At 65.0% G+C, this 12,846-nt stretch carries 14 protein-coding genes; 7 read left to right on the top strand and 7 right to left on the bottom strand.

The window, feature by feature from the left end:
• Positions 1-158: 158 nt before the first annotated feature.
• From Q6A47_RS07315 to Q6A47_RS07305, 3 genes are all read right to left on the bottom strand, one after another.
• The gene (locus tag Q6A47_RS07315; protein WP_304483743.1) at positions 159-2,210 is read right to left on the bottom strand and encodes a putative bifunctional diguanylate cyclase/phosphodiesterase; all 2,052 of its coding nucleotides are present in this window, start codon (positions 2,208-2,210) and stop codon (positions 159-161) included.
• Between the two features lie 308 nt (positions 2,211-2,518).
• A complete protein-coding gene (locus Q6A47_RS07310) occupies positions 2,519-3,115 on the bottom strand; it encodes a superoxide dismutase (RefSeq protein WP_029613794.1) in 597 nt (198 codons plus the stop codon).
• 201 nt (positions 3,116-3,316) lie between these two features.
• Complete coding sequence (locus Q6A47_RS07305; RefSeq protein ID WP_039579738.1) at positions 3,317-3,916, bottom strand: LysE/ArgO family amino acid transporter; 600 nt, start codon at positions 3,914-3,916, stop codon at positions 3,317-3,319.
• 124 nt (positions 3,917-4,040) lie between these two features.
• Here Q6A47_RS07305 and Q6A47_RS07300 point away from each other — a divergent pair, with 124 nt between their 5' ends.
• The 3 genes from Q6A47_RS07300 to Q6A47_RS07290 all read left to right on the top strand — a co-directional run bounded on the left by Q6A47_RS07300 (position 4,041) and on the right by Q6A47_RS07290 (position 6,877).
• Complete coding sequence (locus Q6A47_RS07300; protein ID WP_304483739.1) at positions 4,041-4,931, top strand: LysR family transcriptional regulator ArgP; 891 nt, start codon at positions 4,041-4,043, stop codon at positions 4,929-4,931.
• A 49-nt stretch (positions 4,932-4,980) separates the two neighbouring features.
• Complete coding sequence (locus Q6A47_RS07295; RefSeq protein WP_304483737.1) at positions 4,981-5,976, top strand: NAD-dependent epimerase/dehydratase family protein; 996 nt, start codon at positions 4,981-4,983, stop codon at positions 5,974-5,976.
• Between the two features lie 85 nt (positions 5,977-6,061).
• Positions 6,062-6,877 carry an ATPase gene (locus tag Q6A47_RS07290; protein ID WP_304483735.1) on the top strand — a complete coding sequence of 272 codons (816 nt, stop codon included), beginning with the start codon at positions 6,062-6,064 and terminating at the stop codon, positions 6,875-6,877.
• A gap of 53 nt (positions 6,878-6,930) precedes the next feature.
• Here Q6A47_RS07290 and Q6A47_RS07285 read toward each other — a convergent pair whose 3' ends face one another.
• On the bottom strand, positions 6,931-7,980 hold the full coding sequence (locus Q6A47_RS07285) for an alkene reductase (protein ID WP_029613790.1): 1,050 nt from the start codon (positions 7,978-7,980) through the stop codon (positions 6,931-6,933).
• A 72-nt stretch (positions 7,981-8,052) separates the two neighbouring features.
• A complete protein-coding gene (locus Q6A47_RS07280; protein WP_029613789.1) occupies positions 8,053-8,355 on the bottom strand; it encodes an ArsR/SmtB family transcription factor in 303 nt (100 codons plus the stop codon).
• 152 nt (positions 8,356-8,507) lie between these two features.
• On the opposite strand from Q6A47_RS07280, the gene Q6A47_RS07275 reads away from it, so the two are divergent.
• Positions 8,508-9,080, top strand: coding sequence for an acyl carrier protein phosphodiesterase (locus Q6A47_RS07275; RefSeq protein ID WP_037028058.1), 573 nt, complete (start codon positions 8,508-8,510; stop codon positions 9,078-9,080).
• 21 nt (positions 9,081-9,101) lie between these two features.
• Here the strand turns inward: Q6A47_RS07275 and Q6A47_RS07270 are convergent, their stop codons facing one another.
• On the bottom strand, positions 9,102-9,890 hold the full coding sequence (locus Q6A47_RS07270; RefSeq protein WP_304483733.1) for a lysophospholipid acyltransferase family protein: 789 nt from the start codon (positions 9,888-9,890) through the stop codon (positions 9,102-9,104).
• Positions 9,890-10,645, bottom strand: a complete 756-nt coding sequence (olsB, locus tag Q6A47_RS07265; RefSeq protein ID WP_039579723.1) for an L-ornithine N(alpha)-acyltransferase — start codon at positions 10,643-10,645, stop codon at positions 9,890-9,892. The genes Q6A47_RS07270 and olsB overlap by 1 nt, the downstream gene beginning before the upstream one ends.
• Positions 10,646-10,832: 187 nt before the next feature.
• On the opposite strand from olsB, the gene Q6A47_RS07260 reads away from it, so the two are divergent.
• Genes Q6A47_RS07260 through Q6A47_RS07250 form a run of 3 tightly spaced genes read left to right on the top strand, consistent with a single transcriptional unit; the run spans position 10,833 to position 12,845 of the window.
• Complete coding sequence (locus tag Q6A47_RS07260; protein ID WP_304483730.1) at positions 10,833-11,921, top strand: serine hydrolase domain-containing protein; 1,089 nt, start codon at positions 10,833-10,835, stop codon at positions 11,919-11,921.
• Positions 11,918-12,223 (top strand): amidase, encoded by a 306-nt coding sequence (locus Q6A47_RS07255; protein WP_304483727.1) that lies wholly within the window; start codon positions 11,918-11,920, stop codon positions 12,221-12,223. The genes Q6A47_RS07260 and Q6A47_RS07255 overlap by 4 nt, the downstream gene beginning before the upstream one ends.
• A 40-nt stretch (positions 12,224-12,263) precedes the next feature.
• Entirely contained in the window at positions 12,264-12,845 is a 582-nt protein-coding gene (locus Q6A47_RS07250; RefSeq protein ID WP_116888945.1) for a YceI family protein, read from the top strand.
• Position 12,846: the final 1 nt, after the last annotated feature.

Genomic DNA, 12,846 nt, shown 5'->3' with positions numbered 1-12,846 from the left:
TGAGTATCCCTGCGTCGTGTGGTTGGACCATGTGGTGCGGCCGGTGCGTGATGGCACGCTGAACCGGCACATGATGCGAAAGATTTGCATTTGATGTAAAGCGTCAGTCGCGCTTTTCGCGAAAATGGCGTTGCCGCGACCTTCGAGGTCGCTGCCGATCAGAGCACCGACACCTGGTTGCGCTGGGCCTGCTTGAGGAAGGCCGTGAGTTCACGCGCCGGCAGCGGCTTGCTGTAGTGGTAGCCCTGACCTTCGTGACAGCCTTGGGCGATGATGTAGGTTTCCTGCTCGGCGGTTTCCACGCCTTCGGCGATGACCTGCATGCCCAGGCTCTTGCCCAGTTGGATGATGGCGCGAACGATGGTGGCGTCGTCATCGTCGTCGAGCAAATCCTGGACGAAACTCTTGTCGATCTTGATCTTGTCCAGCGGCAGCGACTTCAGGTAACTGAGCGAGGAATAACCGGTGCCGAAGTCGTCGATGGCGATCAGCGCGCCGGAGCGGCGCAGACTGAGCAGGTGCTGGGCGGCGGTGCTGATGTCTTCCATCAGGCCGGTTTCGGTGACCTCCAATTCCAGGCTGCGCGGCGGCAAGCGATAGGCCTGCAACAGGTTGTTGACCACCCGTGGCAGCTCGGCGTGGTGCAATTGCACGGTGGACAGGTTGACGGCCATGCGCAGGTCACTGAAGCCCAGGTCGTGCCATTCGCGCAGTTGACGGCAGGCCTGGTCGAGCACCCATTCGCCGATGCTGATGATGTTGCCGTTCTGCTCGGCCAGGGGAATGAATTGGTCCGGCGGCACCATGCCCAGCTCTGGATGCTGCCAGCGCAGTAGCGCCTCGACGCCCACCACGCGGTTGTCGCGGTAGCTGATCTGCGGCTGGTACACCAGGTACAGCTGGTTACGCGGCAGCGCCTCGCGCAGGTCCTTTTCCAACTCGCGGCGGCGGCGCATTTCGCTGTCGACGCTGGCGATATAGAACTGGTAGCGGTTGCGCGAGCGGGCCTTGGCCAAGGTCATGGTCTGCTCGGCTTTTTGCAGCAGCTTTTCGGTGCTGTCGCCATCTTCGGGGAACAGGGTGATGCCGATGGTGGCGCGCAGGCGGATTTCCTGGTGGTCGAGGGCAAACGGGGTGTCCAGGTCGTCGAGAATGCTCTGCGCCAGTTCCGCCGCTTCGTAGGGCTGTTCGATATTGGCCTGGACCAGGGCGAACTGGTCGCCGCCCAGGCGCGCCAGGGCACCGAGCCGACCGCTGTGGGCACGCAGGCGGTCGGCCAGGGCCAGCAGCAATTGGTCGCCCACTTGGTAGCTGAATTGCTCGTTGATGCCTTTGAAGTCGTCCAGTCCCACGCACAGCACCGCCACACGGTGCTGCAGACGTCCGGCATCGGCCAGGATCTTGTCCAACTGCTGCTGCAGTTGCTGACGATTGGCCAGGCCGGTGAGGAAGTCGTACTGAGCCATGCGCTGCAGGCTGGTCTCGGCTTCGTGGCGCAGGTGGGTGTTGCGCTCGATGGAGGCCAGCAGTTGGTTGGCCGTGTCGACCCACAGCCCCAGTTCGTTGCGTTCATGGCCCTTGAGCTGGGGAATCTGGTGCTGACTGGGTCGATCCGGATTGATCTGGGTGAGGTGCTCGATGATCCTCGACAGCGGTTTGGTCAACAGCCAGTGGTAGACCAGATAAAGCACCAGGCCCATGGCCAGGGCGCGCAGCACGCCTGAGATGAAAATGATCACCGCATTGACCAGGAAGCCCTCGCCATAACTGGCGGTGTCGAGGGTGATGCTGAGGTCGCCGTAGTACTCGCTGTAGGGGCCACGGCCGACCAGTTGCGTGGTGTAGGTGCGTTCCTGACCGAGGATCAGGTCGGTCAGCCAGCGCAGTGGCATGTCCTGCAACGGGCGGGATTTCTGCGCGAGCATGGTCTCGTTGGGGTGGCCGATGGAGGCCATGCGCACCGACTGGTCCTGGAACAGTCCTTCCATGACCTGCATGCCCATCTCTCGGTCAAGACTGTAGACCGCCTGGGTGGACGGGTCGCGGAACATGTCGAGGATGCGCTGGGCGTCGTTGTTGACGGCCTGGCGGGTCTTGTAGGTGTCATAGACGATCTGCGCGCAACTGAGCACCACGCCCACCGCGAGCGCCGCCAGCAGCACGACCCTGAGCAACTTGACGGACAAGCTGTTCCGAAATTCCAGCTTCAAAGGGGGTTCCTTAATCCATGCGCATGCCATTATTTTGCCATCAACCCTGGCAATACACTATCGACCGATTGCCGCGGCAGGCGAGGAGCCCGTCGCTGGATGCACCCTGATGATTGTATCGGTTAAGCGACCCAGGGACTTGAATGTCCTGCGTCAACTTTCCAGATGGTTGATGTTAGCGCGCTATGGGCGCGGGGCAAGAGCGTGAGGGGCGGATAATGCCTCCCTCCGTGCAGTACGGCTGCAAGGGCGCACACCCGAAAACGAAAAACCCGGCAAATGCCGGGTTTTCGTGGAGCTGGAGGTGATCAGGCCTTGAAGGTCTTGCCTTCGAACTGCTCGGCCACGAAGGCCCAGTTGACCAGGTTCCAGAACGCCTCGACGTACTTCGGACGCAGGTTGCGGTAGTCGATGTAGTAGGCGTGTTCCCAGACGTCGCAGGTCAGCAGCGGGGTGTCGCCGCTGGTCAGCGGGTTGCCGGCACCGATGGTGCTGGCCAGGGCCAGGGAGCCGTCAGCCTTCTTCACCAGCCAGCCCCAGCCGGAGCCGAAGGTGCCGACCGACGTCTTGGTGAACTCTTCCTTGAACTTGTCGAAGGAACCGAAGGCAGCGTTGATGGCATCGGCCAGGGCGCCAGTCGGCTGGCCGCCGGCGTTGGGCGCCAGGCAGTTCCAGTAGAAGGTGTGGTTCCAGACCTGCGCGGCGTTGTTGAAGATGCCGCCCGACGACGTCTTGACGATGTCTTCCAGCGACTTGCCTTCGAATTCGGTACCTGGGACCAGGTTGTTCAGGTTCACGACGTAGGTGTTGTGGTGCTTGTCGTGGTGATACTCCAGGGTTTCCTTGGAGATGTGCGGCTGCAGGGCATCGTGGGCGTAGGGCAGCGGCGGCAATTCAAAAGCCATGGTGGATCTCCTGATTCAGGTCTAGTTCGCGGTTTGCGCAGGGCCGATCACGGGCGGCCCTTGGTACGTCGGCGAGTCTTTACTCTTTGCGACGTAAGCGTTCGATCATAGCACCGGCCCCCGCGCATAACCACGCAACAACTATAGGGATTAAGGGTTCCGGCGCGAGGGTGGCGGCGGCGACAGGAGGCCGCGTGGCGATCAGCCGAGAATCAACTGCGCTGCTACCGCGAACATCATCACCGCGACCATCAGGTCCAACAATCGCCAGGTCGTCGGGCGCGCCAGCCAGGGCGCGAGCCAGGCGGCGCCCAGCGCGAGGGTGAAGAACCACACCAGCGAAGCGCTCGCAGCCCCTGCCACATAGGCGCCGGGGACGCTCTGCTGGGCGCCCAGCGAGCCGATCAGCAGCACGGTGTCGAGGTACACGTGGGGGTTGAGCAGGGTCACCGCCAGGGCGCTGAGCAGTACCGCGCGCCGTGAGCGCAGGCCCTGGCCCTCCTGCTGCGCCAGGCTCTGTTTCGAGCAGGCGCGCTGCAGCGCTTTGGCGCCGTACCCGATCAGGAACAGCGCGCCGCCCCAACGCGCCGCCGCCAGCAACATCGGGTTGTGGGCCAGCACGGTGGCCAGCCCGAACACACCCGCGGCCACCAGCAGTGCGTCGCAGGCCACACACAGCAGCGCCACGGGCACGTGGTGTTCGCGGCGCAGACTCTGGGCCAGGACGAACGCGTTCTGCGTACCGATGGCCATGATCAGGCCGAAAGCCACCAACATGCCGTTCATATAACTTTGCCACATGGCCATAGACTCCAAGAGCGCCACTGCACGGTGCGACGCGGTTGCCTGAGAAGAGGCTGGCCATTGTGCGGAGCGCAGAGGTATAAGAAAAACAAATAAAGCTGATCAGGCATTAGTGAAATCGATGTTCGACTACAAATTGCTCGCCGCACTGGCGGCCGTCATCGAGCAGGGTGGGTTCGAGCGGGCCGCACAGGTGCTGGGCCTGTCGCAATCGGCGGTGTCGCAACGCATCAAACTGCTCGAGGCGCGGGTCGGCCAGCCGGTGCTGGTGCGCGCCACGCCGCCAAGCCCGACCGAGGTCGGGCGGCAATTGCTCAACCATGTCCAGCAGGTGCGCCTGCTCGAGCGCGACCTGCAGCGTCAGGTGCCGGCACTGGACGAGCAGGGCATCCCTGAGCGCCTGCGTATTGCGTTGAATGCCGACAGCCTGGCCACCTGGTGGGCAGGTGCAGTGGGCGATTTCTGCGCCGGCCAGCAGGTGCTGCTGGACCTGGTGGTGGAGGACCAGGATGTCGGCCTGCGGCGCATGCGCGCCGGCGAAGTGGCGGCGTGCCTGTGTGGCAGCGAACGGCCAGTGGCCGGCGCACGCAGTCTGGCCCTGGGGGCGATGCGTTACCGCGCGCTGGCCAGTCCGGCCTTCATGGCCCGGTACTTTCCTCGCGGCCTCGAGGTCGCGCGCCTGGCCCGCGCGCCCGCCGTGGTCTACGGCCCCGACGACTTCCTGCAACACCGTTACCTCGCGTCCCTGGGCCTGGGCGACGGCTTCATCCATCACCTGTGTCCATCCTCCGAGGGTTTTCTGCGTCTGACCGAAGCCGGACTTGGCTGGGGACTGGTGCCTGAGTTGCAAGCGCGCGAGCCGTTGGCCAGCGGCCAGTTGGTGGAAATCTGCAGCGATACCCCCATCGACGTGCCGTTGTACTGGCATCATTGGCGCAATGGCGGGCAACTGCTCGGCGACTTGACCGAACACCTGCGCCAGGCGGCGCCGGCGTGGCTGGTGCCCTTGTAGGCACGGGCAGCGTCAACTGCATCTGTAATCTGGCAAGGCGGAGTCTTACATGCGAATTCTGGTCACCGGCGCAAGCGGCTTCATCGGCGGGCGCTTTGCGCGCTTCGCCCTGGAGCAGGGCCTGCAGGTGCGGGTCAACGGCCGTCGCGCCGAGGGCGTCGAGCATCTGGTCAAGCGCGGCGCGCAGTTCATTCCGGGTGACCTGGGCGATGCCGAGGTGGCTCGGCGGTTGTGTCAGGGCGTCGATGCGGTGGTGCATTGCGCCGGGGCCGTGGGCACCTGGGGGCGTTATCAGGACTTCCATCACGGCAACGTGGTGCTCACCGAGAACGTGGTCGAAGGTTGCTTGAAAGAGCATGTACGGCGCCTGGTGCACCTGTCCTCGCCGTCGATCTGCTTCACCGGCCGCTCGCGGTTGGCGGTGCGTGAGGACCAGGTGCCGCGGCGCTTCCACGACCACGACGCGCTGACCAAGCACCTGGCCGAACAGAAAGTCTTCGGTGCCCAGGAGTTCGGTCTCGAGGTGCTGGCTCTGCGCCCGCGCCTGGTCACCGGTGCCGGCGACGCCAGCATCTTCCCGCGGCTGATGCGCCTGCAGCAGAAGGGTCGCCTGGCGATCATCGGCAATGGCCTGAACAAGGTCGACTTCACCAGCGTGCACAACCTCAACGAGGCGTTGCTCAGCGCCCTGTTCGCCGACGCGCCGGCCCTCGGCCAGGCCTATAACATCAGTAACGGCCAGCCCTTACCGGTGTGGGATGTGGTCAATTACGTGATGCGCCAGATGCAACTGCCGCAGGTCACCCGCTACCGCTCCTACGGCCTGGCCTATAGCATGGCCGCCATCAACGAGGCCGCCTGCCTGCTCTGGCCTGGCCGCCCGCAACCCACCCTGAGCCGCACGGCGGTGCAGGTGATGAGCCAGGATTTCACCCTCGATATCAGCCGCGCCCGGCATAATCTGGACTATCGCCCCAAGGTCAGTCTGTGGACCGCCTTGGATGAATTCTGCACGTGGTGGCAGCACCTGCCGGGGTCGCGCTGATCCGCCGAACCGGTCACGGTCATCACGACGTCGCGTGCTCGGTTTATAATGCGCCTTTTTGCTATCAGTTCGGTCGACCTAACCCATGCGCAACGATGCCCACGATGATTTCGATGACGTTCCTGTTCTCAGAGCCGGTACGCCCGACGATGACGAACTGCTGCCGACCCATGTGGCCCGCGTGCGCCAGAAAGCCGAACGTCCCGCCAGCAGCGGGCCGCTGTGGGCGCTGCTGGTGGCCTCGTTCGTCGCCCTCGGCGGCCTTGGCTGGTGGAGTTATCAGCAGATTTCGCTGATGGAGCAGCAACTGGTCGCCACCCAGGAAAGCTTCGCCCGCATCAGCGAAGAAGCGGCGGGTCGGTTGCAGGTGATCAGCGGCAAGGTGGAGGCGAGCGAGTCGAGCAACAGCTCTGGCAGCGAAGCCCTGAAGCAACAGATCAGCCAGTTGCAGGCGGCGTTGGCCGAGCAGGGCAAGCAGCAGGAAGGTGTCGCTGGTCAGGCGGGTGATATGGGCAAGCGTCTGGAGCAGGTGCTGGCGCAGACCGCAGCGCAGCAGAATGCGCTCACCGAGATGCAGGCCCAGTTGCAGGAGCAGCTCAAGGCGGTGAACGGCGAGCTGGCGGCGCTCAAGTCGGGTCAGGTGGACGGTGGCAAGCTCGATGGTCAGCTCAAGAGCCTCAGTGGCGAGGTGGCCAACCTGAAGAAGCAAGGCGCGGCGATCGACAGCCTCGCCCAGGATGTGCTGGTGCTCAAGAGCCAGGCCGACAACCGTCCGGCCGCGCAGGCTGCGGGGGCGTCCGTGCAGGAATTCGATGCCTTCCGTGGCCAGACCACCCGCAGTCTCAACACCTTGCAGAGCCAGATCCAGAACCTGCAGCAGCAGATCAACGCCCGGCCCTGACGGGGCATGCCACACGCTTGGACCGTCAAGCGGCCCTGGCGTGTGGCGACGGCTCACAGGCGTGGATAGTCGATGTAACCCACCGGGCCTTTGCCGTAGAAGGTTTCAGGGTGCGGCTCGTTCAGCGCAGCATCGGCCGCCAGACGTGCTGGCAGATCCGGGTTGGCGATGAAGGGTACGCCGAACGCCACGGCATCGGCCTTGCCGCTGGCCAGGGCGGCATTGGCGCTGGCTTTGGTGAAGCGCTCGTTGACGATGTAAGGACCGCCGAACGCTGCCTTGATTTGCGGGCCGAGGCTGTCGTCGGCTTCCTTCTCGCGCGAGCAGATGAAGGCGATGCCGCGCTTGCCCAACTCCCGCGCAACGTAGGTGAAGGTCTCGCTGCGGTTGGCGTCGCCCATGTCATGGGCATCGGCCCGTGGCGCCAGGTGCATGCCGACGCGCGCAGCGCCCCACACCTCGATCACCGCATCGGTGACTTCCAGCATCAACCTCGCACGGTTTTCCAGCGAACCGCCGTACTGGTCGGTGCGCTGGTTGGTGCTGCTCTGCAGGAACTGGTCGAGCAGGTAGCCGTTGGCGCCGTGGATCTCCACGCCGTCGAAGCCGGCGGCCTTGGCGTTCTCTGCACCCACCCGGTAGGCCTCGACGATGTCGGCGATTTCTTCAGTGTCCAGCGCGCGCGGCGTGGGGTAGTCGCTCAGCGGACGCACCAGGCTCACATGGCCTTCAGGCTTGATCGCGCTGGGCGCCACCGGCAGTTCGCCGTTGAGGTAGGACGGGTGGGAGATGCGCCCGACATGCCACAGTTGCAGGAAGATTCGCCCGCCGGCAGCGTGCACCGCCTGGGTCACATTGAGCCAGCCGCGCACCTGCTCGGTGGACCAGATGCCGGGGGTGTCCGGGTAGCCGACGCCCATCGGCGTCACCGAGGTGGCTTCGCTGAGAATCAGCCCAGCGCTGGCACGCTGCACGTAGTACTCGGCCATCAGCGCATTGGGCACGCGACCTTCGTCGGCGCGGCAGCGGGTCAGCGGGGCCATGATGATGCGGTTGGGCAGGGTCAGGTCGCCCAGGGTGATTGGATCGAAAAGCGTGGTCATGTCAGAAGCCTCGCGAGGGTAGGGTGGACGGTGAAGGCAGCGCCCGAGGGCGCCGCACAAGTGGGGTAACGGTCAAAGCTCCTGGCTCATTTGTTCGAGGAAGGCCTGGATGGTCGACTCGTTGCGTTTGAAGAAATGCCATTGCCCGACCTTCTGGCTGCTGATCAGGCCAGCGCGCTGCAAGGTGGCCAGGTGCGCCGACACGGTCGATTGGGACAGGCCGCAGCGCTGGTCGATCTGACCGGCGCACACGCCGAACTCGGTGCTGTGATGCTGTTCGGGGAAATGCGCGGCGGGGTCCTTGAGCCAATTGAGAATGTCTCGGCGGACCGGATGGGCCAGGGCTTTGATGATGTCATCGAGGTCGAGGGGCATGGCTGGGCTCGTGGTCTGTAGCGGTATATCGCGATAGAGCGAAATATAGATCGTCTGCTCACGATATACAAAGACCGAGCCGTTCTGAGTTGGTTCGAAATCGTTATATCGCGTTATAACGATATGTGCGGCGGCGGTGCTAGACTGCCGCCATGAATTATCTGGCACACCTCCACTTGGGCGGCCCTGCGCCCCAGCAACTGCTCGGCAGCCTGTATGGCGATTTCGTCAAAGGCTCGCTGCAAGGCCGCTTCGCTCCCGAACTCGAAGCGGCGATCAGGCTGCACCGACACATTGATACCTATACCGACAGCCATCCCCTGGTGCTGGCCGCGCTGGCGCGCTTTCCCAAAGAGCGGCGGCGCTTTGCCGGCATCGTGCTCGACGTTTTCTTCGACCATTGCCTGGCCCTGCATTGGCAGGATTATGCCCAGCAGCCGCTGGCGCTGTTCACCGAGCGCTTCTACCAGGTTCTGCTAGCCGAGCCCGAGTTGCCAGGACGCCTGGCGCGGATTGCGCCGTTAATGGCCGCAGATGACTGGTTGGGGGCCTATGCCGATTTCGCGACGCTGGAGGCGGTGTTTCGAGGCATTGGGCGACGGCTGTCGCGGCCCGAAGCGCTGCTCGGCGTGATGGCTGAACTGGAAGCGTTGTACGCGCCACTGACGGCTGATTTCCGCGCCTTCTACCCGCAGTTGCAGGCATTCGCGGCAACGCGACGCTGAGCGCGCCGCGCCCGCGATGCCTCACGCTGCCTTGGCCTGGCGTTGCGGCAGCGGCTCGCTTTCATGCTCGGCATACAGCGCCAGGTGGATCGCCTGCTGAGCCTGCAATGCCAGCACCGCGCGTTCCTTGCCTTGGCTGTGCAAGGGCGGCAGCAGATGGATCAGCACCTGACCAGGCGCCTGGCCGAACAGCCGCAGCAGGTGTGACAGCAAGTCGTCGTCGCCGATGAACGGCGCGATCGGGTCCGGCTCGCCCTCACGCAGGTATTGAATAGCCACCGGCTGGACCGGTGTGCCGTGATCGATGGCGCCCGCCAGCAGGCGCCCGTGGAAGGTACGCAGGGCGCGGCCATCGGTGGTGGTGCCCTCGGGGAAGATCAGCAGTGGGCAGGCCTGGCCCAGGCGCGCGCCGATCTGCTCGCGCAGGCGCTGGCTGTCGCCGCCGCCGCGACGGATGAACAGGGTGTCGGCCTTCTCCGCCAGCCAGCCGGCCAGCGGCCACTGGCGCACTTCGGCCTTGGACAGGAACGACAGCGGCGTGAGCATGCCCAGCAATGGGATGTCGGTCCACGAAATGTGATTGCTGACCCACAGCATCGGTTGCTGCGGCAAGGTGCCGACCACCCGCACTTCGAAGGGCAGGGCGCCGACCAGGTGTTTCATGAAGCGGCAGCTCCAGCGCTGGCGGCGTTCGCTGCCAGCGCGCAGGCCAAGACGTTCGCCGACGGCGATGAGCGTGGCCATGGCCACGCCCAGCAGCAGCACCAGCATCAGGCGCACCAGGCGGGCACTGGCCCGCACGCTCGGCATCAGACCGCCGCCTTGAAGTGCCGGGCGTAGCGCGGGCAGAGGTCGTCGCGCTTGAGCAGGATGAACACGTCGGCCACCTGGAAGTCTTCGTCCCAGCACGGTTCGCCGCAGATCTTCGCCCCCAGGCGCATGTAGGCCTTGAGCAGCGGCGGCATCTCGGTGATGACGTTGTTCGGCAAAGCCAGCGACGGCAGCGGCTTCTTCGGTTCGGCGCGCAGGTGTTCGTTGCACAGGTAGCGTTCGCGCAGGCGCTGCATGATCGCATGGGCCTGAACGCCGCCATCCTGCATGGGGATGCTGGCGCAGCCCATCAGGTAGCTGTAGCGGCCTTCGTTGAGCACTTCGGCCAACTCGCCCCAGAGCACGGCGATGGTGCCGCCATTGCGGTAACCCGGATCGACGCAGGTGCGGCCCAGCTCAAGGATCGGGCCTTGCAGTTGCAGCAGCCCGTGCAGGCTGAATTCTTCTTCGCTGTAGAAACGCCCCAAGCTGCTGGCGGCCTGGTGGTCGAGCAGGCGGGTGGTGGCGACCAACTGCCCGGTGGCCAGGTCGCGCACGCCGATGTGGCGGCAATGGATGTCGTAGTCGTCCATGTCCAGGCCGTGTTCGGCGCCCTTGAGCTTGGCCTTGAATTCGGCGCTGAACACCTTGTAGCGCAGGGCCTGGGCTTCTTGCAGGGCCGCGGCGCCGACCAGGCGTTCGGCTTGCAGACGGCGTTCAGTGCTGTTGTCGCCAGAGCGAGCGATCCGAGTCATTGCGAGTCTCCATAAGCCAGCCAAGGGCGGCCGGTCGGCTTTGTTGTGCAAGGTCAGCCTAGGTAGAGGCAGTGTCACCTCCATGACTCTTTGGTGATGCTTGCGTGACAGGCTGGGCGGTGCGCCGCCGCCGGATTGTCATGCGCAGATGGGAGGCTGCACGCAGTGCCTGCGGCGGGAGATGCTGATGTTCTGGAACAGAGGGTTGTGCTGCTGTTTGCAACTGTTCGCCTTGCCGGCGCTGGCCACGGCGTGGCCCGACAGCCAATGGCTGGAAGATCCCGCACACTATGATTGGCAAGCGGTGGATCGTTACGCCTTCGCCCCGCGCGATGACGTCGAGCGCCGTGGCGTGCGCAGCGACGCCCTGTTGATCGTGCGCGATGGCCGCATCCTGCATGAACGCTACGTAGCGCCCACCACCGCCGACACGCCACACTTGACCTGGTCGATCAGCAAGAGTGTGCTGGCCACGCTGCTGGGCATCGCCCAGGGGGAAGGACGCTTCCAGCTCGGCGATCCGGCTGCGCGCTACTACCCGGCACTCGCGGGGCACCCGCAGGTGCGTCTGCAGGATCTGCTGCACTGGGCCAGTGGTCTTGCCTGGCAGGAAGACTACGAGTACGCGCCGCTCAACTCTTCAGTGGTGGCCATGCTCTATACCCGCGGCCGCCACGACATGGCCGCCTATGCGGCTGCCAAGGCGCAGGCCGAGACGCCCGGGCGGCGCTTCGTCTATTCCAGCGGCGACAGCAACCTGCTGGCCGCCTCGCTGCGCGGGATGTTGGCGCCGGAGCGCTACGCCGACTATCCCTGGCAGGCACTGTTCGAGCCCCTCGGCATTGCCCATGCGGTGTGGGAACGCGACGGCGCTGGCACCTACGTGGGCTCCTCCTACCTCTACCTCAGCGCCCGCGACCTGGCGCGCATCGGCCTGCTGATGCTGCGCGAGGGGCGGTGGCGCGACCGGCAGTTGCTGCCCGCCGACTGGGTGACGTTCAACCGTACGCTGTTCCCCCAGGCCGAGCCGGTGCCAGGCGAGGCCAACCCGGGTGGTCACTGGTGGCTGAATCAGCCGCTGCCCGCCCAGCCGCGACCTTGGCCTCACGCCCCCACCGACACCTTCGCTGCCCTCGGCCACTGGGGGCAGGCGTTGTATATCCTGCCGACGCAGAAACTGGTGATCGTTCGCTACGCGGACGACCGCGATGGCAGCTACCGCCATGACGAGTTGCTCAAGCGGGTGCTGGCCGCACTGGCGGAGGAGGTTCGATGAAGCGTCGGTACGGGGTGCTGTCGATAGCCCTGCTGGTCATGGCGATCTGGGCCTGGTCCGAGCGCCAGGCACTGGTGGATTTCCCCGGCATCCTGCCGGCCTACTCGGCCAAGGAGTACTGCTCATGCCGCTTCGTCATGGGCTTGGACGAGGGCTATTGTCGGGGCTATGTGAAGCAGTACCTGCCGCTCACGCGCCTGGAGGAGCACACCGACACCCGCCGCGTGCTCGCCCAAGGGCTGGGCCGTCAGAGCCAGGCGGCGTGGCAGGGGCCGCGCGAGGGTTGTCGCTTGCTGCCGTGAATGGCCACGCGGTAAGGTTGGCGGTCTCGCTTTCCGAGGTATCTCCATGCTGCTGCGTCTGCTGCCCGCGCTGTTCCTGGCCCTGTGCCTGCCTGCCCACGCCAACTGGCACCTGGACGGTGAGTCCTCGCGCCTGTCGTTCATCACCGGTAACAACGGCGACACCGCCGACGTGCACCGCTTTCTGGTGTTGCACGGCACCATCGACCGAAAGGGCGCGGCGGGGCTGAGCATCGAGATGGATTCGGTCAGCAGCGGCATCCCGCTGCGCGACGAACGCATGCGTGACGGCCTGTTCGAGGTGGCGCGCTTTCCCGAGGCGACGGTGAGCGCCCAGTTGGACCTGCGCCCGGTCAGCGACTTGGCCAATGGCGCCCAATTGGAGCTGCGCCTGCCGGTGACAGTGACGTTGCGCGGCCAATCCCACACCTACAATGCCCTGCTGCTGGTCACGCGTCTGGACGAGCGCCGCTTTCAGGTGGTGACCCTGGAACCGCTGGTGTTGCAGGCCCAGGATTTCGACCTGCTGCCGAGTCTGGAAACGCTGCGCAGTTTCGCCGGGCTCAAGTCGATCAACCCGTCGGTACCGGTCAATGCGGTGCTGATCTTCACCGCCCGCTGAC

Origin of the sequence: Pseudomonas boreofloridensis (assembly GCF_030580795.1) — a bacterium.
GTDB lineage: Bacteria > Pseudomonadota > Gammaproteobacteria > Pseudomonadales > Pseudomonadaceae > Aquipseudomonas > Aquipseudomonas boreofloridensis.
The sequence above is the reverse complement of the archived record's forward strand: the minus strand, read 5'-3'. Positions and strand labels throughout refer to the sequence as shown.